The sequence below is a fragment of the Ruegeria sp. BHSA123 genome (genome assembly GCF_059613425.1).
Genome location: NZ_JBXWSL010000013.1, coordinates 16,460 through 42,954, shown reverse-complemented (window position 1 = coordinate 42,954; position 26,495 = coordinate 16,460). Strand labels below are relative to the sequence as shown.

25 protein-coding genes, 2 tRNA genes and 1 pseudogene are annotated in these 26,495 nt (G+C 58.1%); 17 read left to right on the top strand and 11 right to left on the bottom strand.

Annotation, left to right across the window (positions count from 1 at the left end):
• Positions 1-99 precede the first annotated feature (99 nt).
• The 5 genes from AC2FNC_RS09515 to AC2FNC_RS09495 are packed head-to-tail and all read left to right on the top strand — an operon-like array spanning position 100 to position 4,731.
• The gene (locus tag AC2FNC_RS09515; RefSeq protein WP_496715159.1) at positions 100-597 is read left to right on the top strand and encodes a flagellar basal body-associated FliL family protein; all 498 of its coding nucleotides are present in this window, start codon (positions 100-102) and stop codon (positions 595-597) included.
• Positions 598-606: 9 nt separating this feature from the next.
• Positions 607-1,089: a hypothetical protein gene (locus AC2FNC_RS09510; RefSeq protein WP_496715158.1), complete on the top strand. Its 483-nt coding sequence runs from the start codon at positions 607-609 to the stop codon at positions 1,087-1,089.
• Entirely contained in the window at positions 1,086-1,670 is a 585-nt protein-coding gene (locus AC2FNC_RS09505; RefSeq protein WP_496715157.1) for a MotE family protein, read from the top strand. Before AC2FNC_RS09510 ends, AC2FNC_RS09505 begins: the two co-directional genes overlap by 4 nt.
• Before the next feature lie 47 nt (positions 1,671-1,717).
• Entirely contained in the window at positions 1,718-2,587 is an 870-nt protein-coding gene (motA, locus tag AC2FNC_RS09500) for a flagellar motor stator protein MotA (protein WP_496715156.1), read from the top strand.
• Entirely contained in the window at positions 2,584-4,731 is a 2,148-nt protein-coding gene (locus AC2FNC_RS09495; protein WP_496715154.1) for a hypothetical protein, read from the top strand. Before motA ends, AC2FNC_RS09495 begins: the two co-directional genes overlap by 4 nt.
• A gap of 58 nt (positions 4,732-4,789) precedes the next feature.
• On the opposite strand, the gene AC2FNC_RS09490 is transcribed toward AC2FNC_RS09495, so the two are convergent.
• Both AC2FNC_RS09490 and betB read right to left on the bottom strand, forming a co-directional pair.
• Positions 4,790-6,157: an MmgE/PrpD family protein gene (locus AC2FNC_RS09490; RefSeq protein WP_496715153.1), complete on the bottom strand. Its 1,368-nt coding sequence runs from the start codon at positions 6,155-6,157 to the stop codon at positions 4,790-4,792.
• A gap of 119 nt (positions 6,158-6,276) precedes the next feature.
• Positions 6,277-7,731, bottom strand: coding sequence for a betaine-aldehyde dehydrogenase (gene betB / locus AC2FNC_RS09485; protein ID WP_496715151.1), 1,455 nt, complete (start codon positions 7,729-7,731; stop codon positions 6,277-6,279).
• Positions 7,732-7,919: 188 nt separating this feature from the next.
• On the opposite strand from betB, the gene AC2FNC_RS09480 reads away from it, so the two are divergent.
• Positions 7,920-8,249, top strand: a complete 330-nt coding sequence (locus tag AC2FNC_RS09480; protein ID WP_480518051.1) for a hypothetical protein — start codon at positions 7,920-7,922, stop codon at positions 8,247-8,249.
• Positions 8,250-8,252: 3 nt separating this feature from the next.
• On the opposite strand, the gene AC2FNC_RS09475 is transcribed toward AC2FNC_RS09480, so the two are convergent.
• Positions 8,253-8,765 (bottom strand): potassium channel family protein, encoded by a 513-nt coding sequence (locus AC2FNC_RS09475; RefSeq protein WP_209505145.1) that lies wholly within the window; start codon positions 8,763-8,765, stop codon positions 8,253-8,255.
• Between the two features lie 65 nt (positions 8,766-8,830).
• Positions 8,831-9,736 carry an oxygen-dependent tRNA uridine(34) hydroxylase TrhO gene (trhO, locus tag AC2FNC_RS09470; RefSeq protein ID WP_480518053.1) on the bottom strand — a complete coding sequence of 302 codons (906 nt, stop codon included), beginning with the start codon at positions 9,734-9,736 and terminating at the stop codon, positions 8,831-8,833.
• Positions 9,737-9,833: 97 nt separating this feature from the next.
• Between trhO and pncA the strand changes: the two genes are divergently transcribed.
• On the top strand, positions 9,834-10,427 hold the full coding sequence (pncA, locus tag AC2FNC_RS09465; protein WP_496715150.1) for a bifunctional nicotinamidase/pyrazinamidase: 594 nt from the start codon (positions 9,834-9,836) through the stop codon (positions 10,425-10,427).
• Here the strand turns inward: pncA and AC2FNC_RS09460 are convergent.
• The gene (locus AC2FNC_RS09460; protein WP_480518057.1) at positions 10,424-10,957 is read right to left on the bottom strand and encodes a hypothetical protein; all 534 of its coding nucleotides are present in this window, start codon (positions 10,955-10,957) and stop codon (positions 10,424-10,426) included. The genes pncA and AC2FNC_RS09460 overlap by 4 nt on opposite strands.
• Before the next feature lie 164 nt (positions 10,958-11,121).
• Between AC2FNC_RS09460 and pncB the strand changes: the two genes are divergently transcribed.
• Positions 11,122-12,414 (top strand): nicotinate phosphoribosyltransferase, encoded by a 1,293-nt coding sequence (pncB, locus tag AC2FNC_RS09455; protein ID WP_480554357.1) that lies wholly within the window; start codon positions 11,122-11,124, stop codon positions 12,412-12,414.
• A gap of 33 nt (positions 12,415-12,447) precedes the next feature.
• Here pncB and tnpA read toward each other — a convergent pair.
• Positions 12,448-12,840, bottom strand: a pseudogene (gene tnpA, locus AC2FNC_RS09450) (IS200/IS605 family transposase).
• Positions 12,841-13,030: 190 nt separating this feature from the next.
• Positions 13,031-13,106 (bottom strand) — tRNA-Thr (locus AC2FNC_RS09445).
• 238 nt (positions 13,107-13,344) lie between these two features.
• Here AC2FNC_RS09445 and AC2FNC_RS09440 point away from each other — a divergent pair.
• Genes AC2FNC_RS09440 through arsJ form a run of 3 tightly spaced genes read left to right on the top strand, consistent with a single transcriptional unit; the run spans position 13,345 to position 16,435 of the window.
• On the top strand, positions 13,345-14,178 hold the full coding sequence (locus AC2FNC_RS09440) for an arsenate reductase/protein-tyrosine-phosphatase family protein (RefSeq protein WP_480773082.1): 834 nt from the start codon (positions 13,345-13,347) through the stop codon (positions 14,176-14,178).
• On the top strand, positions 14,175-15,173 hold the full coding sequence (locus AC2FNC_RS09435) for an ArsJ-associated glyceraldehyde-3-phosphate dehydrogenase (RefSeq protein ID WP_480773081.1): 999 nt from the start codon (positions 14,175-14,177) through the stop codon (positions 15,171-15,173). The genes AC2FNC_RS09440 and AC2FNC_RS09435 overlap by 4 nt, the downstream gene beginning before the upstream one ends.
• Positions 15,170-16,435: an organoarsenical effux MFS transporter ArsJ gene (arsJ, locus tag AC2FNC_RS09430; RefSeq protein WP_496715149.1), complete on the top strand. Its 1,266-nt coding sequence runs from the start codon at positions 15,170-15,172 to the stop codon at positions 16,433-16,435. The genes AC2FNC_RS09435 and arsJ overlap by 4 nt, the downstream gene beginning before the upstream one ends.
• A 200-nt stretch (positions 16,436-16,635) precedes the next feature.
• On the opposite strand, the gene AC2FNC_RS09425 is transcribed toward arsJ, so the two are convergent.
• A tRNA-Arg gene (locus tag AC2FNC_RS09425) sits at positions 16,636-16,712 on the bottom strand.
• Between the two features lie 115 nt (positions 16,713-16,827).
• On the opposite strand from AC2FNC_RS09425, the gene AC2FNC_RS09420 reads away from it, so the two are divergent.
• Positions 16,828-17,853, top strand: coding sequence for a LacI family DNA-binding transcriptional regulator (locus tag AC2FNC_RS09420; RefSeq protein ID WP_267366879.1), 1,026 nt, complete (start codon positions 16,828-16,830; stop codon positions 17,851-17,853).
• The gene (locus tag AC2FNC_RS09415) at positions 17,850-19,061 is read left to right on the top strand and encodes a winged helix-turn-helix domain-containing protein (RefSeq protein WP_496715147.1); all 1,212 of its coding nucleotides are present in this window, start codon (positions 17,850-17,852) and stop codon (positions 19,059-19,061) included. The genes AC2FNC_RS09420 and AC2FNC_RS09415 overlap by 4 nt, the downstream gene beginning before the upstream one ends.
• 3 nt (positions 19,062-19,064) lie before the next feature.
• Here the strand turns inward: AC2FNC_RS09415 and AC2FNC_RS09410 are convergent, their stop codons facing one another.
• Entirely contained in the window at positions 19,065-19,763 is a 699-nt protein-coding gene (locus tag AC2FNC_RS09410; RefSeq protein WP_496715146.1) for a fumarylacetoacetate hydrolase family protein, read from the bottom strand.
• 602 nt (positions 19,764-20,365) lie between these two features.
• On the bottom strand, positions 20,366-20,800 hold the full coding sequence (hpaR, locus tag AC2FNC_RS09405) for a homoprotocatechuate degradation operon regulator HpaR (protein WP_496715180.1): 435 nt from the start codon (positions 20,798-20,800) through the stop codon (positions 20,366-20,368).
• 189 nt (positions 20,801-20,989) lie between these two features.
• On the opposite strand from hpaR, the gene AC2FNC_RS09400 reads away from it, so the two are divergent.
• A complete protein-coding gene (locus AC2FNC_RS09400) occupies positions 20,990-21,760 on the top strand; it encodes an HpcH/HpaI aldolase family protein (protein ID WP_480518138.1) in 771 nt (256 codons plus the stop codon).
• Between the two features lie 4 nt (positions 21,761-21,764).
• Here AC2FNC_RS09400 and AC2FNC_RS09395 read toward each other — a convergent pair whose 3' ends face one another.
• The gene (locus AC2FNC_RS09395) at positions 21,765-22,907 is read right to left on the bottom strand and encodes a DUF3095 domain-containing protein (protein WP_496715145.1); all 1,143 of its coding nucleotides are present in this window, start codon (positions 22,905-22,907) and stop codon (positions 21,765-21,767) included.
• Between the two features lie 140 nt (positions 22,908-23,047).
• Between AC2FNC_RS09395 and AC2FNC_RS09390 the strand changes: the two genes are divergently transcribed.
• From AC2FNC_RS09390 to AC2FNC_RS09380, 3 genes are all read left to right on the top strand, one after another.
• The gene (locus tag AC2FNC_RS09390) at positions 23,048-24,220 is read left to right on the top strand and encodes an MFS transporter (RefSeq protein WP_480474323.1); all 1,173 of its coding nucleotides are present in this window, start codon (positions 23,048-23,050) and stop codon (positions 24,218-24,220) included.
• Positions 24,221-24,241: 21 nt separating this feature from the next.
• Positions 24,242-25,273, top strand: coding sequence for a glycosyltransferase family 4 protein (locus AC2FNC_RS09385; protein ID WP_496715143.1), 1,032 nt, complete (start codon positions 24,242-24,244; stop codon positions 25,271-25,273).
• A gap of 103 nt (positions 25,274-25,376) precedes the next feature.
• Positions 25,377-26,399 (top strand): aspartate-semialdehyde dehydrogenase, encoded by a 1,023-nt coding sequence (locus AC2FNC_RS09380; RefSeq protein WP_480474325.1) that lies wholly within the window; start codon positions 25,377-25,379, stop codon positions 26,397-26,399.
• The last annotated feature ends 96 nt before the right edge of the window (positions 26,400-26,495 follow it).

Sequence of the window (26,495 nt, the reverse complement as noted above, 5' to 3'; positions counted from 1 at the left end):
ACATTCTGCCCGGCGCGTCCTCTGTTTGGACGATTGCCCTTAACAATCGGTTAGTCCCTGCAAGGTTATGACTGGGCGGATCACAGGAATGAGGACGTCATGACCGACGCAACGGCTGAACAGGCGGAAACCCCGGAAAAGAAGGGAAAAAAAGGGATCATCGTCGGGGTGATTCTGGCCATCTCCGGTGCCGTCGGTGGGTATTTCCTGACCTCGTCCGGGCTGCTGCCGCTGGGGAACAAGGCCGAGAAGGCGGAAAGCCATGATTTGGAAAAGGAAGAACCGGCCAAGGCATTGGCGGATGTTGCCTTTCTCGATTTGCCGCCGGTGATCGTTTCGGTGAATTCCGGCGGCGCGCGGCATCTGAAGTTTCACGCACAGCTTGAGGTTAACGCCCTGTACATGACTGACGTGGAAAAAATGCGACCGCGAATCATGGATGTCCTGAACGGGTATCTGCGGGCCATCGAATTGAAAGATCTTGAAGATTCACTGGCGTTGATGCGCATCCGGGGCCACCTGCTGCGCCGCATCGAGATTGTCGTTGGCGAAGGTCGCGTGCGCGACGTGCTGGTGATGGAATTTGTTCTGAACTAGGAGGCGAAATTGGAGCTGATTGCGGATATTTTGCTGGTCGCCGGCGCCATGGGTGCGGGTCTGTATTGTTTTGTGCTGTCGCGCCGTCTCAAGCGTTTTGCCGATCTTGAAAAGGGCGTCGGCGGCGCGGTGGCGGTGCTGTCGACCCAAGCGGAAGAGTTGCGGAAATCACTTGATGATGCGCGCAACGCCTCTGACCAGTCGGGCGACCAGCTTAGGGCGCTGACGGGGCGCGCCGAAACGGTGGCACAGCGGCTGGAACTCATGATGGCGTCAATGCACGACGTCGTGCCCGAAAAAGACGCTGATCCCCAACCCGAGGTAGAGGTTTCAGAGACAAGCACCATCACCGAAGTTCCGGAGAGCGTGAAGCACGAAGGCAAACCCGAGCCGCAGGCCAGCGAAGCCGCTGCGCCCCAAGAACTGGCACGACCACCTGAGGGGCTGATGTTCTTCCGGCATGACCGCAGGCAAGGCGAGGCGCAGGCATGAGCCGCGCGCGGACCAACAATCCCAACGCTCGACCCCGCGGAGGTGTACTTGCCGTGATCTCATTGCTGATGATCGGCTCGGCCGCCATTCGCATTGGGCTGGAAGCCGGACCCGCCTTTGCCAAACCCGCCAAACCTGAGGCGGAACACGATGAACCCGCCCCGCCGGACACCCGTGACATGCAGGTTCTGCTGACCGAGCTTCTGCGCCGCGAAGAGCGTGTCAAACAAAAGGAAGACATGCTGCGCGAGCGGGAAAACGCTCTAGAAATCGCGGGTCAGGCTATCGAGATGCGCATGGTCGCGCTTGAGGAGGCCGAGGAGGCGTTGCGAACCACTCTGGCGCTAGCGGACAGGGCGGCGGAAAACGACCTGACGCGCCTGACCGATGTCTATCAGAACATGAAGCCGAAAGACGCGGCCGCGCTGTTCGAAACCATGGACCCGACCTTTGCCGCCGGGTTTTTGTCACGCATGCCACCGGATGCAGCAGCCGGGGTTCTGGCGGGGCTCAGCCCCGAAGCGGCCTATACGATCAGCGTTGTCATGGCGGGCCGAAACGCCTCGGCCCCGCAGGAATAGCCGCCCGTGTCCCCCGCGGTTGCAACACACATAGCCGGAGATCTCAGATGATTGGAATTGTTGGAATTGTCGTCATTTTCGTGATGGTCTTCGGCGGCTATCTGGCCGCTGGCGGCAAGATGACCATCATTCTAAAGTCGCTTCCGTTTGAAATGATGATGATCGGTGGTGCCGCGATTGGTGCCTTTTTGATCAGCAACGACATCGGCGGCGTGAAACACACGATCAAGGACATGGGGAAAGTCTTCAAAGGCCCGAAATGGAAGCCCGAAGATTACCGCGACCTGTTGTGCCTGCTGTTTTCCCTCATTCGCATTGCCCGCGCCAATCCGGTAGAGGTGGAACAGCATATCGAAGACCCCGGCAGCTCTGACCTGTTTTCCTCCTACCCCAGAATTCTAGCCGACAAAGAAGCGGTTGATCTGATTTGCGACACGATGCGATCCGCGGCGATGAATTACGACGATCCGCATCAGGTCGAAGAGGTTCTGGAGAAGCGGATGGAGGCGAATTTCCACCATGCCCTGCATTCGAGCCACGCCTTGCAAACCGTGGCCGATGGCCTGCCCGCGCTTGGAATTGTCGCCGCCGTTCTGGGGGTAATCAAGACAATGGGGTCCATTGATCAGCCACCGGAAGTTCTGGGAAAACTGATCGGCGGCGCCCTTGTGGGTACGTTTCTGGGCGTCTTTCTGGCCTACGGACTGGTTGGTCCCTTTGCGGCCAAGCTGAAATCCGTGGTCGAGGAAGACAACCACTTCTATCAGCTGATCAAGGAAGTTCTGGTTGCAAACCTGCACAACCACAATGCCGCAATGTGCATTGAGGTGGGACGCCAGAACACACCAACGCATAACCGCCCCGGTTTCTCCGAGCTTGAGGATGCGTTGAAAGAGCTTAAACGGGCAGCGGCATGAGGCAAATCGGGATACTGTTAGCAGCGTTGATCACGCTTGCAACGGCCGCAACCTCTGAAGAGGTGATTGTGCGGTCCGGTGAACATGACGGCTACACCCGGCTGGTTTTCAACGTTCCACCGGATACGGGCTGGGTTCTGAGCCAGCGTAAGAACGGTGCCAAGCTGGCAATTGACCTGAAGGGTGTCACATTTCGGACGGGTTCGGTGTTTGCGCGGTTGACATCAGATCGGCTGGCCGCGCTGTCGCAGGCGCAACCCGGTGGCGCGCTTGAGCTGGAATTCGGGTGCGATTGCACGGCGTCGGCGTTCCTGTTTCGAAACTCGATGATCGTTCTGGACATTGCACCAGCAATAGCCCTGCCGCCCCTACTTGCAGATATCCCTCCGCCGACCCGAATAAATCGGGATGCTCTGAAACCTCAGCCCCCGGAACAAAAGCTTCCTTCCCAGCTCGACCTGCCGCTTCTGACCGGGCAGCCGCAATGGATCTGGGATCAATTGTCGACCCGTCTGGTGCAAGGGGCGGATCGTGAGCTGCTTGACCTGAATCTGGCACCTGTCGGACCGCGCCGTTCTGCCTCGTCCGAGGCCGTGACGCTGTTACCCGGATTGACATCGAACATCCGCGTGACCTCGGTTCTGGATGATCTGCAGGACATTCTGAACTCTGGTTTGCAGCAGATCGACGACAACCCGGTTTGTATCTCAACGGCTGAACTGGGGTTCACGACATGGTCCGGGACGCGCCCGTTTCCAGAGCAGGTGTCCGCCTTGCGCACCGCCCTATACAAAGAGTTCGACCGTCTTGACGCGGAAAGTGCGCTGAGCCTGGCAAAGCTCTATGCCTATCACGGCTTTGGGGCCGAGGCGCAAAAGGTTTTGCAGTTATTGAACACCCCATCGGATGAGGCTGGACATGTTGAAGGGATTGCACGGCTGGTGGATGAGCGGCCAGCACAGGTGCCAAATCCATTCAGGGGCCAGCAACGGTGTAACGGCGACGTCGCACTTTGGGCCGTGCTGTCCGAAGGTCAGCTGGCATCCGACGCACATCTTGAAGCCATCGAACACAGCTTTGCAAAGCTGCCAGAGCATCTTCGCCGCCATCTTGGCGCGCGGCTTTCGGATATCCTGACAGACACGCACGAACTGGAGGCCGCGCGCAGGATCATGCGTTCGGTCGACCGGGTTGAACAGAACCCGTCCCCGAACGCCACGCTGGCCCGGGCTGGCGTCGCCGAAGCCGAAGGCAACAGCGCCCTTGAAGAGGCCCTGCTGACCGAGGTCGCGACCTTAGCCGGGACCAAGACCGAAGCGCCTTTGGCTTTGGCCCGGTTGGTGAAAAAGCGATGGTCCGACCGCAAGGCCGTGTCTTCAAGGGAACTTGAACTGGCCGCGTCTTACGCGATCGAATTCCGGCGATCCGAACTGGGCCCGATGATGAACCGCGCCCATGCGATTGCCCTGGGTCTGAGTCAGGATTTCGACAGCGCATTCGATGTGATCCAGTCTTTGCCAGACGGCCCGGACAGCAACAGCGCTTTCAACCGTCACCTGCAATTGCTGGCAGAGCGATCAGACGACCTTACCTTTTTGCGTCAGGTTACGCTGGTGCAGCAGTCGGATCGCATGGCGGCGCTGTCCACGGATACCGCGATTGCACTGGCCGAACGCTTGGCCGTGCTTGGCTTTGCCGATCAGGCCGTTGCGCTGACAAACAGGCCTGAAGATCAGGCCCGGCGATCAGAGCGCGCCCGTTTGCGCGCCCGTGCGGCGTTGTTGTCGGACCGCCCGCAACAGGCCATGCTTGAGCTGGCCAATGATACCTCGGATGAGGCGCTCGTCCTGCGGGCGCAGGCGTTGGACAAGGTGCAGGACTACGCCGCAGTGGCCGAACTCATGCAGAGCCGCGGGCAACAGGACGAGGCGAACCGATACCTATGGCTGGCCGGGTTGCCGGGGAAAAGATCGGGGCCATCTGACGGAAAATACGCAAGCCTCAACCAAACTGCGGAGGCCCTTTTGGCCCCGCCGGTTCGCGTGTCAGGCATGCCGCTGGCTGATGCGGGAAGCCTACTGGAGGACAGTCAGGCAACGCGGCAGAGGATCGTCGAAATGCTGAACACGGTCAGGGTGGAGTGAGGTTTCCCAACCGACCGGACCAATTGCCCGGATCGATGCAGGCAGGACGGGGCGCGGTTCACGGTTCTGGCGGATCAAAAATCAGCGGTGTCAGGTCTGCATACCGCACGCTTTTGTCCGGCCAGCCAAGTATTACACGACGGATGCGGTCGGCACGTACTTCCCCAAGCACAGGGGCTGCAAACTGCATGTATTTGGCGATGACGTCGTCCCGTGTCATGGGGGCCTCGGGGCCGCCGCGGGCATGAATATCCCCGGATTTCAGAACACGGCCATCCGTTGTTGTGATCGTGACATCTGCCCAGCGCCCTTCAGGAAACCGGACGCTGTGGTGTTCGCTTTCCGCGACCGTGATGCGGGACATCAGATTGGCGACCGCGGGATCAGACAGGCCAGACCTTGAGATATGTTCAACGCCGATGCGCCCGTAAACGGCCTGAACTGCCACGGCAAATGGCAGGGAATACTGCGCTTGCGAAGTTGTTTCGGGCAGCCCCGCAAAAAGACAGGCCGCCTGATGAAAGCTGTTGATATGCACTGTTTCGATCTGCGCGCTGGTCAGGTCATGCGCGATCATGACAGCGCGCACGCCATCAATCGCGGCATGGGCCCAGCGACAGATCGGATAGGGTTTTACATATTGATGTTCGACCTGCCAGAAGGTGCCCAGATCATCCCAGTAGGGTTTGACCTCTTCCGCCTCGATGGTGATGGCGGGCGCGCCGGTAAAGCCGCGTTCAGCCAGAACAGCGGCGGAAAGCCCCACCATCGCGCCCCAGCCCGACCCGTCATGCAGCATTGTCGGGTTGGCAATCTCGCGCATCATCTGGCTGCGTGGCCCGTGATATTCGGCGATCCCCATCGCCTGCCGCATCTGGTCGGCAGACAATCCGCGCAGGCGCGCCGCCATCGCGACCACGCCCAGCGCGTTCCAGGCACCGGATGTGTGGTAGTCGCTGACACTGGCGTGCAGTGACAGGCCCGCGCGCCCGGCCACCTCGTACCCGGTGACGACCGCTGCCAAAGCCTCGGGTCCGGTCAGGTTCGGGCAATGTTCGGCCAGTGCGGACAGCGCTGGCAATACGACCACCCCGATATGGCCCTTGGTGGGGTTATATCCGTCGTGACCATCCAGATTGTCGGTTTGCGTAGCGGCGGCATAGGCAGCACCTGCCATGCTGACGGTACGACCATCGAACAGCATCCGTGCGCCATAAGCAGGATCGGAGCTGGCATAAAGCAACGCTGCCGTGTCCCGAGCGATCACACCTGCCTGCATCGGGCCGGATGCGATCAGGATCCCCATCGTGTCGAGCATCATCAGCGCCGCGGCCTCTAGTGCGCTTTCGGGCATGTCCGAGGCCGCGCGGGTCAGCGTGAAATCGGCAACCCTGGAAAATGTATTTGTCTGCGGGTTATGCGTCATGAGAGCTCTCCTGTCGGGCGGGGCCGGTACAGGAAAGTCAGCCACAGGTAAGGGCGGGCTTGTACTCTGTTCCCGACGCCAAATGTCGGGAACAGAGGAAAACGTATGAAGAAGAGACACTAGTAAGGGGCTTCGACGCCGTTCATGGACACGTAGACTGTTTTCATTTCCGAAAAATGGTTGATCGCAAGCTTCGAATTCTCGCGTCCGACACCCGACATTTTCGATCCCCCGAACGGGGCCTCGACCGGGGCAAGGTTATAGGTGTTGATATAACAGGTCCCCGCCTCGAACCCGGCCACAACACGGTGCGCGCGGGTCAGGTCATTGGTGAAGACGCCTGCAGCCAGACCAAATTCGGTGTCATTGGCACGGGCCATGACCTCGGATTCCGTGTCGAAATCCAGCACCGACATGACGGGGCCAAAGATTTCCTCGCGCGCGATGGTCATGTCATCGTTCACATCCGCAAAAACGGTTGGTTGCATGTAGAAACCGTCGCCTTCGATCCGGTTGCCGCCGAACACCAGCCTTGCGCCCTCGGCCCTGGCTTTGTCGACATAGCTCAGCGCGATGTTCAACTGGTTTTCGCTGACCATCGGGCCAAAGCTGACGTCCTCGTCCATCGGATCGCCGATTTTGGCATTGGCCAGACGTTCGGACAGGCGTTTCAGGAAGGCATCCTTGATCCCTTTTTGCACAAAGACGCGGGTACCGTTGGAGCAGACCTGGCCCGATGAATAGAAGTTGCCAAGGATCGCGCCGGACACCGCGTTTTCGATGTCGGCATCCTCAAAGACGATCATCGGAGATTTGCCGCCCAGCTCCATGGTGACGTGCTTCATGCCGTCAGCTGCCGCGGCATAGACCTTGCGGCCTATCGGCACCGATCCGGTCAGCGAGACCTTGGCTACACGCGGATCGGTGACCAGTGCGGCCCCCACGTCGCCATAGCCCTGAATCACGTTGTAGACACCCTTGGGTGCGCCGGCTTCGACCAGAATTTCGGCCACTTTCAATGCCGAAAGGGGCGTGGTTTCCGAAGGCTTGAAGACCATTGTGTTGCCGCAGGCCAGCGCCGGGGCACCTTTCCAGCAGGCAATCTGCGTGGGATAGTTCCACGCACCAATGCCCACGCAAACGCCCAGCGCCTGACGGATGGTGTAGACGAAATCTCCACCGCCCAGCGGAATATGCTCGCCGGTCAGAGAGGCGGCCAACCCGCCGAAATATTCCAGCGCATCTGCACCCGATGTGGCATCTGCCACCGTGGTTTCCTGAATCGGTTTGCCGGTGTCATGGGTTTCCAGAACCGACAGGTCGTAGTTGCGGTCGCGCATAATGTCGGCCGCGCGGCGCAGAATGCGGCCGCGTTCTGTTCCGGTCAGTGCGGCCCAAGCTGCCTGAGCGGTTTTCGCGCTGTTCAGAGCCTTTTCTACAATCGCCGGTGTCGCCGAATGCAGACGGGCAATCACCTCGCCGGTAGCGGGGTAGATCACGTCAATGGCCGCGCCATCGGTATCCTCGACATAGGTGCCGTCGATGAAATGGCTGGCCTTGGGCTGAAACTTCATACCGTGTCCTTTTCGCTCGACCCCGTCCGGGCGGGGCATTTGGTCATTTTGAATCGGCCCTAATGGTTATTGACTGGCCAGTCAATAAAATCATCCAAGCGGCAAGGTCACGCCTGCCACCGCGCACAAATCTTGAAATTCTTTGGTTAATGTTCTATATATGTTCCACACAGTCAGAGGACAAACCGATGACCCAGCACATGCGCCACGCGGCCCTGAACGGGCCAAACAATGACTACCACCTGCTTCCGGTAACAGACCGGCAGATGCGATATGCGCGCGCCATTGCCGAGAAATCAGCGCTTGAGATCCCGGTCGAAGTTCAACGTGACAGGCGATTGTTGTCCGACTGGATTTCGGCCCACAAATCATGTGGCACCTCGCAATTCGACAATTACCCGACGGGCAAGCAGGTGGCGTTCGCTGAACGGATTTCACGCAGCAAGCGTCGCCCGATCCCGTCCGAGTGTTTTCGAGACAAGAAAATGATGTCCCGCTGGATTGACCACAACAGATAACCCTTATTTAGGGTCTTCTGGCGCATGATTGCGGGTATATAGCGCAACCGCAGCCGCAACAAACATTCCCAGCAGAATGTAACCGGTCACAGCCTCGGACACGGCAAGCCCGCGGCACAGGCCGGTCGGGGACATGTCGCCATACCCGACCGTGGTGAAGGTGACATATGAGAAATACAGGACATCCCCCGGACCCTGCGCCCCGACCACACAATTATCGTTGTACCCAAAAGCTCCGTAGACGGCGGCGAACAGGAACGGGACGACCTGGATGAATGACACACCCATCAGGAACAAAAGCCGTCGCGGCGATGTAACCTGGGTCATGTAATACCAGGATTGCGACACCAGCCAGATCAGCAGGCCAACCGACGCGATTGTTCCGATCATGTCACCCGCAGCGGTTTCGTTAAGACGCGATAGCCCGAACCAGGCAAGAAAACTTGTCAGAACCAGCCCCAATGCAGCAATCAGGGTCGATTTCCATTCTTCCAGAGTTGTGGGTTTGCGGTGCATGAACGCCCTCTCAGCCTAGTCTGACGGTGATCATCCGACCTAAAGCAAGGGCCTGCAACCCGCTTTCAGTCCTGCCGCAAATGCGGCTCGCCCCGCTTGCGCGCAAGCACTATCTGCTTTTGCCGTTCACGAAAGCGCATCTTGTCAGCCTCGGAGGTCTGGTCGATGCATTGGTGACAGGACACGCCATGTTCATATTCGGGGCGTTTCATATCCTCGGGCAGGATCGGGCGACGGCAGCCATGGCACAGCTTGTGCGGCCCTTCAACAAGGCCGTGGCCAACCGAGACGCGGTTGTCGAACACAAAGCAGTCACCCTGCCACGAGCTGTCTTCGAATGGCATCTCTTCAAGATAGCGCAGGATACCACCTTTGAGGTGATAGACATCCTCGACCCCCTGCCCCAGCAGGTAATTGGTGGACTTCTCGCACCGGATACCGCCGGTGCAGAACATGGCAACGCGCTTGTTGTGAAAGCGATCTTTGTTCGCCTCCCACCAGGCCGGAAATTCGCGGAAACTGGCTGTTTCAGGGTCTATTGCGCCTTCAAACGTGCCGATCGCCACTTCGTAGTCATTGCGGGTGTCGATCACCACGACATCGTCCGAACGGATCAGATCGTTCCAGTCCTGCGGATCGACATAGTTGCCGACACGGGCGCGCGGATCGACATCCGGCTGACCCATGGTCACAATCTCTTTCTTCAGCCGCACTTTCATCTTGCCGAAAGGCGGATGGTCCGAGGACGCCTCTTTCCACTCCAGATCCGAGCAACCGGGCAGAGCCCGGATATGCGCAAGAACCGCATCGATCCCGGCGCGTGGGCCTGCGATGGTGCCATTGATGCCTTCTTGCGCCAGCAACAGCGTTCCCGTGACGGACTGCGCGCGGCACAGATCAAGCAACGGTTCGCGCAGCGCGACAGGGTCCGGGAATCGGGTAAAGTGATAGAGGGCAGCGATCGTGTACATATGCGCGATCTACCCTCGCAAACCCGGAGTCGCAAGGGATTGCATTGACGCCCCGCGCCCAGCCCCCTACCGATAAGGCAGTTATACGGAGGCCGCCATGACCCATGCCCTGCTTGTCATTGATGTCCAGAACGACTTTTGCCCCGGCGGTGCCTTGGCAGTGGCCGGAGGAGATGAAATCGTCGCGCCGATCAACGCCATGATGGAGGAGTTTGACACCGTGATCCTGACGCAGGACTGGCATCCGGCGGGGCATTCTTCGTTCGCCAGCACGCACAATGGCAAAAGCCCGTTGGAGTTGATCGACATGCCCTATGGCCCGCAGGTGCTGTGGCCGGACCATTGCGTTCAGGGCTCAAAAGGTGCCGCGTTTCACCCCGAGTTGCGCACCGATGGCGATTTGATCCTGCGCAAGGGGTTTCGCAGTGGCATCGACAGCTACTCGGCGTTTTTCGAAAACGACCATCAGACGCCAACAGGCCTGAAAGGCTATCTTGAAACCCGAGGCATCACCCGTTTGACACTGGTTGGATTGGCGACCGATTTCTGCGTTCACTATTCGGCTGTAGACGCTGCCCGGTTGGGATTTGATATTACAGTCCGGATGGATGCCTGCCGCGCGATTGACATGGACGGATCGCTGGCTGCCGCAAAACAGGCCATGCGCGATGCCGGTGTTACGCTGGCCTAAGGTGTCGCCCCGGCAGCTGCCAGCAGCTTGATCGTCACAAACAGAATAACGGCCAGCCCGAACGCCAGCCCGATACGCCCCGAAATAGAACGCCGACGTGCCGAAACGGGCTGCTGTGGCGGTGGCGGCGGTTTGCGCACCTGACGCGTACGCACGATCCCGGCCATGGGCTGTGCCATCCGTATGTAATGCAGAAAGTCCCACAGGTTGAACTCGCCGCAATACTCCCCCTGAACGCCGCGCGATTTTATGTTCTCAAACAGAGAACGCAGAATCCTGACCCGGTCCACCTGATCTTCGGCCGGAAACACACCGGGCACGATGCCGCTGTTCCGCGACTCGAGGCTGAACCCCGCATCCAGGAAAATCTTGCGGATTTTCGGCGATGTTCCCCGTAGCGCATCGGCTGTTCTGATGTCGCGAAACACCGCACACACCTGGCGTTCCACATCAGAGGCTGACCCCAGCTTTTCGGGGTCGAAATCGTTCAGTGCTACATTAACAATGTCAAAATCGTACTCGAGACCCATTCACAAACTCAGTTTCGTCTTACCATCCCCTTTTCTCACTAACCGGCGAAGACACTGCACAATAAGCCCGTAATGTGACGTCATGCTGGCATTGTCACCAAATCAGCGACTCTTGCCATTCCCGAAATCGATTGATCTAACTACGGAAATCGCAGGAGTTCCCCATGGTCGACATCGCGACCCGTGTCTACAATCATAAATGGAAGATTGACCCGATTGTCCGGTCTTTAATCGACACAGACTTCTACAAACTGCTGATGTGCCAGTCAGTGTTTCGAAACAAGCCCCAAACAAACGTGGTGTTTTCCCTGATCAACCGGTCGAATCACGTGCCTTTGGCCCGTTTGATTGATGAAGGCGAGTTGCGGGAACAGCTGGATCATATCCGCTCGCTTAATCTCAGCCGGGGGGAAAGCACCTGGCTGCGGGGCAACATGTTCTATGGAAAGCGCCAGATGTTCCGTTCCGATTTCATGGAATGGTTCGAGAATATGCGCCTGCCGCCTTACCACCTTGAATGCAAAGGCGATCAGTACGAACTGACCTTCGAAGGCAAATGGCACGAGGTCATGTTGTGGGAAATTCCGGCGCTGGCGGTATTGATGGAATTGCGGTCGCGCGCGGTGCTGAACGACATGCGCCGGTTTGCGCTACAGGTGCTTTATGCCCGCGCGATGACCCGCGTGTGGGAAAAGATCGAGAAGCTGAGTACGATCAACGGTTTGGGCATCGCGGATTTTGGCACGCGGCGACGGCATTCCTTCCTGTGGCAGGACTGGTGTGTGCAGGCGATGATAGAAGGGCTCGGCCCCGCGTTTACTGGGACATCGAACTGCCTGATCGCGATGCGGCGTGAGGTTGAGGCCATCGGCACCAACGCGCATGAGCTGCCGATGGTCTATTCCGCGTTGGCCGACACCGATGCCGAACTGGCGCAGGCCCCTTATGACGTTCTCAGCGATTGGCACGACGAACATGACGGCAATCTGCGCATCATCCTGCCCGATACCTACGGCACCAAGGGCTTTCTGGACAACGCGCCCGACTGGCTGGCGGGCTGGACCGGTATTCGTATCGACAGCGGCGACCCGGCTACCGCCGCCGAGGTGGCCATCGACTGGTGGAAAGCGCGCGGAGAGGACCCGACCCAAAAACGGATCATTTTCTCGGACGGGTTGGACGTAGGCAGTATTCAGGAATTGCATGCACAGTTTGCGGACCGCACCAAAGTATCTTTCGGCTGGGGTACCTTGCTGACCAACGATTTCCGCGGACTGGTCCCTCATGACGCGCTGGCACCGTTCTCACTGGTCTGCAAAGCCGTATCCGCAAACGGACGCCCGACGGTAAAGCTGTCGGACAATCCGGAAAAGGCAATGGGCCCTGCGGATCAGATCGAGCGATACAAACGGGTGTTCGGCGTGGGCGCACAGGAAGCGATCAAAGTGATTGTCTGAGCTAAGGCACAATACCAAACACTTACCCTCAATTCATATAATGTTAGGACTGAACGACCACCGACTGGCGTCGGTAGGATCGGCGATATGGTTTTCGAGGTATTGCAGCACGATGTCTTCGGTGATGGCACCGTTGGTGGTTGAGAAATACCTCCTGCCCCAGAACCGGCGACCCCAGTAGCGGCTGCGCAGGGCGGGAAGTTCCCGTTGCACCTTGTGAGACGAACGGCCCTTCATCTTGCGCACCGGACCCGAGATGGCAATCTTCGGCGGCACCGACACGAACAAATGCACGGGATTGCTCGACAACACCCCGCGCAAGATGTCGACCTCGTTCTCGTGGCAGACCCAACGGATGATGGCGCGCACCCGCAAGCGCACCGCACCGGTCAGCACCTAGTAGCGATACTTGGTCGACCAGACGATATGGTAGCAGTGATAGAAAACACAGTGCTTGCCAGTGTCATACTACATGACCTTACCCTCTGGAAAATGAGCCTTCGAACCGGCTGCGGCTCATTTTCCAGAGGGTAAGATCATAACACGATTCTCCGCGCTGAAGCAGGTCCGACTGGAGGTCGGAGGGTTTACTCCAATGAGTGGATACTGAAACTTGTGGTGCCGCTGAAGGGACTCGAACCCCCGACCCCATCATTACGAATGACGTGCTCTACCAGCTGAGCTACAGCGGCGCCTTGAGTCATCCGGAACTGGCCTCTACCGGATGAGATGGCCCATTTAAACTGTCAGCCTAAAGCCTGCAAGACCAGTTATGTCCGTTCGGGCCTTTCCCCCCTTTTCACCAGAGGTTGTCGTCGACGTATTGGGCCAATGATCAATCCAATGGGGCGAGCTTCCAGTTTGTGAAATTTTTGTAACGACGCATGAGTAGTTTTGACTCTAAGTTTATTATTCTATATTTCATGAAATATGATGGAAGAGATAACCGACCAGCTGGCCATCCTTGGCCACCCGCAACGTATCACCGTATTTCGCATGTTGATGCGACGGTATCCTGACACTGTTCCAGCGGGGGAACTGGCGTCGGAACTGGGGATCAAGTCCAGCACCTTGTCGAACTATCTCAACGCGTTGCAGCGATCCGGGCTGGTCAAGCAGGAACGATCCGGGACGTCACTGCTCTATTCGATTGAGATGAAGAACGTGCAGCACATGTTCGATTTCCTGCTCGTGGATTGCTGCCGTGGCCGACCCGATCTTTGCATGCCCTTGGCCAAAGGGCGCGAAACCATGGCTGACCGAAAGTTCAATGTGTTGTTCATTTGCGTGGGTAATTCTGCCCGGTCGATCTTTGCCGAATCCCTTTTGCGAGATATCGGCGGGGATCGGTTCAATGTGTATTCGGCCGGCATACGACCGTTTTCCGAACTCAACCCGTTTGCAATTCGGGTCCTTCAAGACAAGGGGCACGATACGTCGGCGCTCCGCTCGAAGAATGTATCCGAGTTCTCGGGGCCGGGCGCACCTGAAATGGATTTCGTCTTTACGGTCTGCAATCAGGCTGCGAACGAAGAATGCCCCGCCTGGGAAGGCCAGCCGATCAGCGGTCACTGGGGCATGGCGGATCCGGTCAAGGCAGAAGGCACCGATGCCGAGAAAAGCCTGGCCTTTCAAAACGCGTACGGCGCGCTGAAGCGTCGGGTTCAAGCCTTTACATCGCTGCCGGTTGAAAGCCTGGACCGGATCGCACTGCAATCCGCCGTTGATGAAATCGCGCGGTCGCCACTTGAGGATGCGCCATGACGACTTACGCTGTGAACGGCCTTGGCCGAATGGGGAAACTGGCCCTGAAGCCCTTATTGGAACGGGGCGCAAAGATTGCCTGGATCAACGATGCCGTCGGCGACCCCCAGATGCACGCGCATCTGTTGGAGTTCGACACGGTACACGGGCGTTGGGATGCAGAATTCAGCTTTGATGCCGACAGCATCACTGTGAATGGAGCCCACCTGCCGTTCATCGGCACGAAAGACCTGAACACCCTGCCGCTGGATGGCGTTGATGTCGTGATCGACTGTACGGGCGTGTTCAAGACCGAGGCTAAGCTGGCCCCATATTTTGATGCCGGGGTAAAGAAAGTCGTCGTCTCTGCCCCGGTCAAAGACGGCCCGACGGCAAATATCGTTGTTGGAGTGAATGAAAGCACATATGACCCCGCGACCCATAAAATTGTGACAGCGGCCTCTTGCACAACGAATTGCCTGGCGCCGGTGGTCAAGGTGATCCACGAGAATCTGGGTATCCGCCACGGGTCGATGACTACGATCCATGACGTGACCAACACGCAAACAATCGTTGATCGGCCCGCAAAGGACTTGCGGCGCGCACGGTCGGCCCTCAACTCACTGATCCCGACGACCACCGGTTCGGCCACCGCCATCACACTGATCTATCCGGAACTCAAAGGGCGTCTGAACGGTCACGCCGTCAGGGTGCCGCTTTTGAACGCCTCGCTGACCGATTGCGTATTCGAAGTTGAGCGGGCCACCACGGTTGACGAGGTCAACGCCCTCTTAAAAGCGGCGGCTGAGGGTGACCTGAAGGATATTCTGGGTTATGAAACCCGCCCTCTGGTATCTACCGATTACACCAATGACAAACGCTCCTCGATTGTCGATGCGCCCTCGACCATGGTGACAAACGGGACACAGGTGAAAGTCTATGCGTGGTACGACAATGAGATGGGCTATGCGCACCGCTTGGTGGATGTGGCGCTGATGGTCGGGTCCTCGCTGTGACCCAGCGGCCCGAAGGACTGTCGGCTTATGTCGCGGTCACGGCGGCTTATTGGGCCTTCATGCTGACTGACGGGGCGCTCAGGATGTTGGTGCTGCTGCACTTTCACACCATGGGATTCTCACCGGTTCAGCTGGCCTATCTGTTTGTGCTTTATGAGATTGCTGGGATCGTCACCAACCTGGCCGCAGGCTGGATTGCCGCCCGGTTCGGGTTGACGTCCACCCTTTATGCAGGATTGGGGCTGCAGGTGGTGGCGTTGCTTGCCATGACACAGCTTGATCCGCACTGGACCGTTACCGCCTCGGTCAGCTTTGTGATGATGGTACAGGGGGCAAGCGGAGTGGCCAAGGATCTGGCCAAGATGTCGTCGAAATCATCAGTCAAATTACTGGCCCCGGCCGAGGGCGGAGGGTTGTTTCGGTGGGTCGCTGCGCTGACCGGATCAAAAAATGCCGTCAAAGGGCTGGGTTTCCTGTTGGGCGCGGCCATGCTGGCCACGTTGGGATTCATGGCGGCAATCCTGGTCATGGCGGCGGTTCTGGCACTGATCCTGTTCGCAGTTATCCTGTTCATGCCAGCGGGCCTGCCGAAGGGGCGAAAAGGGGCGAAATTCTCGGAAGTATTGTCAAAATCCGCCAATGTGAACTGGCTGTCCGCGGCGCGGGTCTTTCTGTTCGGTGCGCGCGATGTCTGGTTCGTGGTCGGCATCCCGATCTATTTCTACGCCGTCCTGTCGGATGGCACCGAGGACGGCAACCGTTCCGCGTTCTTCATGATCGGAACATTCATGGCGGTGTGGGTCATCCTCTATGGCGCAGTGCAGGCCTACGCGCCAAAGATCCTTCGTGCGGCGGATCGAACCGAAGGCGATTTGATCCGCGCGGCGCGCAGTTGGGCGAGTGCCCTTTTCTGCGTTCCTGCGACTCTAACATTGGCCGTTTCGCTGTCACATGGGCCTGAAACCTGGCTGACCATAACGCTTGTAGCTGGGCTGCTGATCTTCGGAGCAATCTTTGCGGTGAATTCATCGCTGCATTCCTATCTGATCCTGGCTTTCACCCGGTCCGAACGTGTGACAATGGATGTCGGATTTTATTACATGGCAAATGCAATAGGCCGGCTGATCGGCACGGTTCTGTCCGGCCTGACCTACCAGATCGGAGGATTGCCACTGGTCCTCGGGACCGCGACCGTGATGGTGGCCCTTGCTGCGTTGACTTCAGGCAAACTGACGGATCAAACCTCCGAAGCACTGACGTGACCATTTCGAACGATATCTCACGGACTGGATCGCTCTTGCCATGATCGGTGGCGTTCTGATCAGAGGGGCTGCGCAAGGTTATTGAAGAACGATTAGCGAGAATTTTATATGTTTCGGCATATGACCTCGCAAAGCTTAGCAAATCATGACGGCGCCACTGGCCGCGGAAACCCGGTATCTGTTAAACAATACGGTATTTTTGGTGACCCCGGCAGGATTCGAACCTGCAACCTGCCCCTTAGGAGGGGGCTGCTCTATCCAGTTGAGCCACGGGGCCGTGCCAGGCTCTCTGTAACCGGGATTTTCCGGGTTGTCATCGCCTTTGCACAATTGTTGTACACGCCGACCTGTTCACGCTACCATCGGACAAAACAACAACGCAGGTGCCTCCCGTGAACAGTGAAACCAAACGCCCGCTTACCCTTCGTGATGTGTCCGAGGCTTCCGGAGTATCCGAGATGACGGTAAGCCGGGTTCTGCGTAACCGGGGGGATGTGTCTGACGCCACCCGCACCCGCGTTCTGGCCGCCGCCAAGGAGCTTGGCTATGTCCCCAACAAGATCGCGGGCGCATTGGCGTCCAGCCGGGTTAATCTGATCGCGGTGATCATCCCTTCGCTTTCGAATATGGTCTTCCCCGAGGTGATGACAGGAATCAATCAGGTGTTGGAAGACACCGAATTGCAACCGGTGGTCGGGGTAACCGATTATCTGCCCGAAAAAGAGGAGAAAGTGCTGTACGAGATGCTCTCGTGGCGGCCTTCCGGCGTGATCATTGCGGGGCTTGAACATACCGAGGCCGCGCGAGCCATGCTAGATTCGGCAGGTATTCCGGTGGTCGAGATCATGGACACGGATGGCAAGCCGGTGGATGCGATGGTGGGGATCTCACACCGCCGCGCGGGGCGCGAAATGGCACAGGCAATCCTGAAGGCCGGGTATCAGCATATCGGTTTCATGGGCACCAAGATGCCGCTGGATCACCGCGCACGGAAGCGGTTCGAGGGCTTTACCGAAGTTCTTGGCAAGCACGGGATCGAGATCGAGGATCGCGAGTTCTATTCCGGTGGATCGGCCCTGGCCAAAGGGCGCGAGATGACCCAGGCCATGCTGGAACGCTCACCCGAGCTGGATTTCCTGTATTACTCGAACGATATGATCGGGGCCGGTGGCCTGCTGTACCTGCTGGAACAGGGTATCGATATTCCGGGACAGATCGGCTTGGCCGGGTTCAACAATGTCGAGCTTTTGCAGGGCTTGCCGCGAAAACTCGCGACGATGGACGCCTGTCGTCTGGAAATCGGCCGCCAAGCTGCCCAGATTATCGCCGAACGTCTGGAAAATCCTGATACTGAGATCGAGACACGCGTTACTCTGACCCCCACGATCAGTTATGGTGACACGCTGAAACGGCGATGAACACATCCCTGAAAAGGCTCGACAACCGGACGGCCCGGGCGATCTTCATGGACCGGCACGTATTGGGTGAACAACCCTCAGGCTCGGCCAAAGGTTCCGCGCTTCTGGATCTGATCCACCGGCTTGGATTTGTTCAGCTTGATAGCATCAACACCGTTGCCCGTGCCCATGACATGATCCTGTTCTCGCGCAGGCCCGCCTATCGCGGCGCCGACCTAAAAAGGCTCTATGAAAGGGATAACGCGCTTTTCGAGCATTGGACGCACGATGCGGCGGTGATTCCGATGAAATTCTATCAGCATTGGCATCTGCGCTTTCAGCGGGATGCGGATATGTTGAAGGCGCGGTGGAAGAACTGGCGGCGGGATGGGTTCGAACAGCAGTTTGACACAGTCCTGCAACACATCCGCGACCATGGGGCGGTGTCGTCCTCGGATGTTGGCAAGGATGAAAAGAAGGGCTCGGGCGGGTGGTGGGACTGGCACCCATCGAAAACCGCGTTGGAGTATCTGTGGCGCTCGGGTGCCCTGACCGTCGTCGGTCGGGATGGGTTCCAGAAACGCTATGATCTGACAGAGCGCGTGATTGAAACACAGCTCTGCCCCGGAAACACGCCCTGTGATGCCGAAGCGACCGTGGATTGGCTGTGCAACGCCGCATTGGACCGGCTTGGATTTGCAACATCCGGAGAGTTGGCGGCTTTCTGGGACACCGTCAGCGCGGCTGAGGCAAAAGACTGGTGCGCGGCGTCGCTGGAAAGTGGCGATATTGAAGAAATCGAGGTCAACTGTGCCGATGGGCGCTTGCGCAAGGCATTCGCACGCCCAAATCTGACGACCGAAGTACCGCAGCCGCCAGGCCGCATTCGCGTGCTCAGCCCGTTTGACCCCATGCTGCGCGACCGCCGCCGGGCCGAGCGGCTGTTCGGCTTTCACTACCGCATCGAGGTTTTCGTCCCCGAGGCCAAACGAACCTATGGATACTACGTTTTTCCTTTGCTCGAGGGCGACCGTATGATTGGCCGTATCGATATGAAAGCCCACCGCGATCGTGACCTGCTGCATGTCAAAGCGCTCTGGCCCGAGCGCGGGGTGCGCTGGTCAGATGCCCGTACCCGACGCCTGAACGCCGAGCTGGACCGGGTGCGGCGACTGGCCGGTGTGGAACATGTGACTTTCGCCAAGGACTGGCTGAAAGACCCTAAATAGGGTCTATTCTGCGTCTGACAGGGACAATTTGATCGGTTCCAGCCCATCAATCTTACCCGTCAGAACATCCCCCGCAACAACTGGACCAACGCCAGCCGGCGTACCGGTCAGGATTAGGTCACCGGGGCGCAGGTGGTAAAAGCCGGACAGGTGCATGACAATCTCGTCGATCTTCCAAATCAGCTCCTCCAGGGTCGCGTTCTGGCGCAGCTCTCCGTTTACGCTTAGCTGAATGCGTTTGTCATCCTCCGGGGTCCAGTCGGCAGCTGGTGTCAACGGCGCAAAGACCGCTCCGTTTTCGACGTCCTTTCCCAGATCCCAGGGCCGCTGCTTGTTGCGCTCGCGGATTTGCAGATCACGGCGCGTCATATCCAGGGCGCAGCCATAGGCAAAAATGGCATCCCACGCCTGCGCACTGGTGGCGCGAAACACGGGTTTTCCAATGGCCAATGCCAATTCCATCTCATGGTGGTAATTCTCGGTCCCGGCAGGATAAGGAACCGTCGCACCTGAGAGTACGGCGTTCGGGGCGGATTTAGTGAAATAGAAAGGTGCCTCGCGATCCACCTCATTCCCCATTTCTGCGGCATGGGCAGCATAATTTCGACCGACACAGAAGATCCGTCCAATGGGATATCCGGCCGCCGCGCCGACAACGGGGATGGTGTTCGGGTCCGGAAGCGAAAACAGGCTGTTTGGCATGATAATCCCTGAAGGTTGCGTAACTTCCATATTACGTCTGCCAAACCCGCCAGCAAGCCCGGAAAACACGCTGTATTTCGCCAATCTCGAGGAGGTGTTTCAGCGTGAAACGGCTCAATTCTGACCTGAATGACTGACGCCGTGTCAAAAATTGGTTTCATCAGTTTTTATGGTCTCACCAGTACACAAACAGATCGAAACAACTCTTGGCTCAGTCAAAAGCCGGGCTAAATCCTCAGGTAGTCAGGCCCGTGCCGATTTCGGTGCGGCGTCAAAATTCAGAACAGCAGCTTTGGTAAAGCATTCCACCAAAGTGACGTCGACAAACCATACGCTGACCCATTTACCGATCGGCAACTGCCTAAACCAGTTTCGGAGAGTATAGGTGCTAGGCCCCTCCCCCATGGGCCAAAAAGACCCTGTTTAGAGCCACATTTCAGGCTTTTCGTATACTCCGAAGCACAGGCCGGACCGTCAGGTTTGACGTAACCGGTCTTGGGCCAGGCACCAACGACCAGTCCGGGTCTGGCCGCCCCGTCGGAGACTCCCCCTACAGTTTCCGGCGGGGTCACTACCAACGACATCGGATACAGTGCCAATAATCAGGAGTCGAGGTCCTTCAACTCGTTCAGCAGATCCAGCAGTAACTCATGCTTGTCCGGTCCAAGCTGAGATCGAATACGTTCCCCCTGGGCCGTGCTTGCAGCCAGATTGGCACGAATGATCTGAACCCCTTTTGTATTGATCTCAACAACCTGACGCCGTCGGTCAGCCGGATGGCTGCGCCGCGTGATCAGTCCACGGTTCTCCAACTTCTGAAGAATGCGCGTCAGGCTTGGCAGCAACAGGCAGGCGCGATCGGCGATGTGGGTCGGCTCTTGTGGGCCTTCTTCGTTCAACACCCGCAACACCCGCCACTGCTGTTCCGTGACGCCAGCGTCAGCCAGCATTGCTCGAATGGGTCCCATAACCTTTTCCCGCGCCCGCAAAAGCGCAATGGGCAAAGATCGCGACGTCAGAGGGAGATCGTCGGTCATAAGAAAATTATCACCGAAATCCGGGATATAAGCAAGCAACCCGACACGCAGCAGCAGCGCCCGCACCCGAATTTGCACTGTCATGCGGGCCGATTTCGGGCTGGACAATTCAAAACGACCGTTGAAGATGCCATCGACATCCGCTTCTTGTCCTTCTCACCCCCTGCGGTCGAAATATGAGGTTTCAGCATGGCAGCCCCACAAAACGCATTCAAACAGGCTCTAATACAGGGCAAACTGCAGGTTGGCTGCTGGATGAGCTTTGCTGAATCCGTCACCGCCGAGATCATGGGAACCGCGGGTTTCGATTGGCTGGTGATCGATGGTGAACACGCACCAAATGATATCCGCTCGATCCGGGATCAGCTGACAGCTTTGGCCAGCAGCGCATCTCATCCCGTTGTGCGGGTTCCTGTCGGAGAGACCTGGCTGATCAAGATGGTTCTGGATGCTGGCGCCCAAACAGTACTGGTTCCGATTGTCGAAAGCGCCGCTCAGGCGCAGGACTTGGTCCGTGCCTGCCGTTATCCGCCGGACGGGGTGCGGGGTGTTGGTGCAGCGGCATCGCGCGCCACGATGTATGGGTCGACAAGCGACTATATCCAGACCGCAGATCAGGAAATCTGCCTGTTGTTGCAGGTGGAAACCCGCGCCGGATTGGCCGCGTTGGATGACATTCTTCAAGTCGAAGGTGTGGATGGCGTTTTCATCGGTCCCGCTGATCTGTCAACCGACATGGGGTACAAGGGCAACAGCGCCGCACCCGAGGTGCGGGAGGTTATCGCGGACGCCCTGGCCCGGATCAAGGCCGCAGGCAGAGCGCCGGGCATCCTTGCCACCAATGACGAAGCACGTCAGACCTATCTGGACATGGGCGCACAATTTCTGGCGGTCGGCATAGATGTGATGCTGCTGGCGCAAGCGGCTCGTGCGCTGGCCGCGCAATGGAAACCATCCTAAACAGTCAACCGCGCATGGCCGCAGCGGCCTGCGCATAGCCGCCCGAGGCTCCATCAACAAAATGCACATGGTCATCCCGCATGGCCGAGGGGACGATACATGTCATCATCGCCTCGTCCTGTGCGTGCAAACCGTATCTGATCTTCCCCCGGCGACGCGCCTCTTCAAGCAGGTGTTCGATTTGGCGCAACGTGTCCGGATCGCAGTCGAGCGTCATTTTCAGCCCGTCATCAAACTTTCGGTAATCGGCATTACTGCTGACCATATGTCTGTAATGGTCCGGCTCAAAGCGTCCCATCCGCAGGCCAGTTTTGAACAATACTGCGATCAACAGGTTCTGAACCAGCAGGACGAGTTTGTGCAAAATCACATGACGCCCGTTGCGCGACACATGAGCGTCGATGTCAAGGCCGGGTGGAGGCCACGCTATGGGCGGACCCTTTTCCGACACCGGATGGCCTGCGCGATCCAGTGTTTCAGACGCGGACAGAACGGATTGCGCAAGATCGGCAAAGTCCCGTTCGGTTGCTGACGGTGTGGGCTGTACGACCAGCGAAACGATCTGACCGTGACGGGCCGGGCTGTTGGACCACCTGCAAGACAGGCCTGTCAGATCCGGCTGCGCACCTGGCCCGGCGGGTGTGACCATATTTTTCCCGGCTTTCATCCCGGCCTCGGCCCAGGCCAGACCACCGCCGGAAAACATGGCGTAATCCACTCCGGTAGAGGGTGCATAGCGCGCAACGCGCAGATCCTTACCCGCTTTGCGAATATCAGCCACCGACACCAGCGCTGCCCGCAAAGGCATGGAGAATTCTTCATCTGCCCAGCGCCGCAAATCCGCCAGCGTAGTCCGGGCGGTTTCAGCTTTTCCGGGCGGGACAGCAAACCCCGCCCCATCGCCGCCAAAGACATATGGAAACAACGCGCCGTCCATTGCGTTGATCATGGCCGAAATTACCGCAGCGCCCACAGTATTGACAGTCTTGTACCGGCCCCGCGCGATTTCGCCCGTTGAATCGACAATATCAGCAACACCCAGAACCCAATCATCGGGCAGTTTTGAAAACTGCGCGGGGTCTGCCAGACGGGTAAAATCGCGCTGCAAGGGAAGGTTTTCGTAAAATGCGGACTGGAGGTCTTTCATGCTCCCCCTCGGAATCAGTGTTTTGACAAAGATAGCCGTAAGGCGAGCCATGTCCTAACTTTGAAACAATATACACAGGCTTGTGCGTTGCATCACGGCGTGCCAAGCATTTCCCTCGGACGAGCAGGAAAGGGCTGAATATGCAGGCAGGTTTGGTGGTTTTATGCCTGGGCTATGTGCTCAGCCAGTTTTTCCGTGCTTTCCTTGCGGTTCTCAGCCTGGATCTGGAGCGTGACATTAGTGCCGCGCCCGAAGATCTGGCCTTTGCTTCCGGTCTTTGGTTTATCGTGTTCGCCGTCATGCAGATTCCGGTCGGATGGGCGCTGGACAGGATTGGGCCCCGCCTCACGTCCGCCGCGCTGCTTCTGGTGGGCGGGGCAGGTGGGGCGGCGGTTTTCGCAGCCGCAACAACGCCCCTGCACATCAGCATAGCCATGGGCCTGATCGGTGTCGGGTGCTCTCCGGTCCTTATGGCCTCCTACTATATCTTTGCACGCGAATACCCTCCGGCGCGGTTTGCTACATTAGCGGCCGTGATGCTGGGCGCAGGGTCCGTTGGAAATCTGGTGGCTTCTTATCCAACCGCGCTTGCCGTGGAATGGATGGGGTGGCGCGGTACGATGGTCGGGCTTGCCGCGGTGTCCGCCGCAATCGCATTGGGCCTTTGGCTGACTGTTCACGACCCTGCGAAGGTCGAAACAGAACACAAGGGATCGCTGCTGGATCTGCTGAAGGAGCCTGCCTTGTGGCTGATCCTGCCCCTGATGCTGGTTGCTTACGCCCCCGCTGCAGCGCTGCGCGGGCTGTGGGCCGGGCCGTACCTGAATGACGTTTTCGACCTCAGTTCCACTCAGATCGGCACCGCAACGCTGATCATGGGCTCGGCCATGATTGCGGGCACTTTTGTCTACGGACCACTGGACCGTATTTTTGGCACCCGGAAATGGGTGGTTTTCGCTGGCAACGCTTTGGGTTCAGTTGCGCTGGGCCTGCTCTGCCTGTGGATTGATAATGCAATATGGCTGTCCGTCCTGCTGATGGCCGTGATCGGCTTTACCGGTGCCAGCTTTCCGGTCATCATGGCTCATGGCCGGGCCTTCGTGCCTGCGCATCTGGTGGGGCGTGGTGTGACATTGCTGAATCTTTTCGGCATCGGCGGCGTTGGCATTGCTCAATTCGTCACCGGGCGTATTCACGCAGCCACCGTGCAAGACGGATCAACCGTGCCGTACACAGCAATATTCGGGTTTTTTGCGGTTACCCTTGCCATTGGTTGCGTGATCTATCTATTCAGCCGGGATAGTGTGGATTGACGCAGCCATCAGGAGAGTCCGTTGAACGACCCCGTTGTCATAGCCCCAAATCTGAAACGCAGACTTTCGGGCGTAACGGCGACCATAGCAAGGCTGGTTCCGCTGCAAGCGCAATGGATCGATATCGCCGCCACTGGTCCGGGTCTGCCCGCCGACACTCCGCACATCCCGCTGGGTCGACTGCCTTTCCTGTCGCGTCGTAAAAGGCGGGTCTGGCACGCACGCCGCAACACCGAGATGTTGCTGGGGCTCATCCTGCGCAATGTGTTCCGGTTGAAACTCAAAATGCTGTTCACAAGCGCGTCCCAAAGGCCGCACACAGGCTATACCAAATGGCTGATCGGCAAGATGGATGCTGTCGTTGCAACCTCGCGCAAAACCGCAGGGTATCTTGAGCGAGACTCACAGGTGGTAATGCATGGCATTAACCTCCAGGACTTTGTTCCACCTTCAGACAAGGCCACTGTCCGTGCCCGACTGGGGCTGCCGGATGGGGTACTGTTGGGGTGTTATGGCCGTATCCGACACCAAAAAGGCACGGATGCCTTTGTCGACGCCATGATTGACGTGTGCGGACGGTTCGACACGGTGTCAGGCATCGTCATGGGCCGGGCAACCGAGAAACACACCGCTTTTCTGGCCGAACTGAAGACTAAAGTCGCCAAAGCTGGCTTGTCTGATCGCATCCTTTTCAAGCCCGAGGTGACCGTAGATCAGATTGCTGAATGGTATCAGGTCCTGGACCTGTTTGTTGCGCCACAAAGGTGGGAGGGATTTGGTTTGACCCCTCTCGAAGCAATGGCCTGCGGTGTTCCGGTCGTGGCCACAGATGTCGGCGCGTTTTCCGAAATCATTACTGATCCATCCTTTGGCAAGGTGGTGACCCCCGATGATGTTCCTGCCTTGGTCGAGGCGATTGCCCTAATGCTGAAAAGCAATGATTCCCTGTCACAAGCGGGCCAGGCATCCCGCGCCCATGTCGAGCAGAATTTTGACATTCAGGGCGAGGCAAAGACGCTGGTTGCGCTTTATGAACGACTTTTGAACGATTGAACCGTTTGAATTCGGCATCAGTCGTTGAAAACCCCGCTGATAGACCTTTTTTCTTCGCCGCAACGCGGCTATGAACGCGCGTCCTTAACTTTGGAGACATGAAATGGGCTATCGCGTCGTAGTCGTCGGCGCCACGGGTAATGTGGGCCGCGAAATGCTGAACATTCTGGCTGAACGCCAGTTCCCGGTTGATGAACTTGCCGCCCTGGCAAGCCGTCGCTCGCTGGGTACCGAAGTAAGCTTTGGCGACAAGACCCTTACGACCAAAGATCTGGACACGTTCGATTTCACCGGCTGGGACATGGCGCTGTTTGCCGTGGGTTCCGAGGCGACCAAAGTCTACGCTCCAAAAGCGGCGGCAGCGGGTTGCGTGGTGATTGATAACTCGTCGCTCTATCGCTATGACCCGGAGATTCCGCTGATCGTGCCGGAATGTAACCCGCAGGCGATCCACGACTACAAAAACAAGAACATAATCGCCAACCCCAACTGCTCGACCGCGCAGATGGTTGTCGCGCTGAAGCCGCTGCATGACCGCGCCAAGATCAAGCGCGTTGTTGTGTCGACCTATCAGTCGGTTTCGGGTGCCGGCAAGGAAGGTATGGATGAGCTTTGGGATCAGACCAAGGCCGTCTACAACCCAACCACCGAAGTCGCTCCGAAGAAGTTCCAGAAACAGATCGCCTTCAACGTCATTCCGCAGATCGACGTCTTCATGGAAGACGGCTCGACCAAGGAAGAGTGGAAGATGGTTGTCGAGACCAAGAAGATCGTCGATCCGTCGATCAAGGTCACCGCAACCTGCGTCCGCGTTCCGGTCTTCGTCGGCCATTCCGAGGCCGTGAATATCGAGTTCGAGGAATTTCTGGACGAAGACGAAGCCCGCGATATCCTGCGCGAAGCGCCGGGCATCATGGTGATCGACAAGCGCGAAGCCGGTGGCTACGTCTCGCCCATCGAGTGCGCAGGCGACTTTGCCACATTCATCAGCCGCATCCGCCAGGATTCGACCATCGAAAACGGTCTGAACCTGTGGTGCGTCAGCGACAACCTGCGCAAGGGTGCCGCCCTGAACGCGGTTCAGATCGCCGAACTGCTGGGCCGGGAAGTCCTGAAAAAGGGCTGAGGGCTCGCGAAGCTGAAAACCCCCAAGGGTCGCCCTTTGCAGGCGGCCCTTTTTTGTGCTTGCAGTCGTCCATCCGGGCTGCAACCTTTGCGGGCA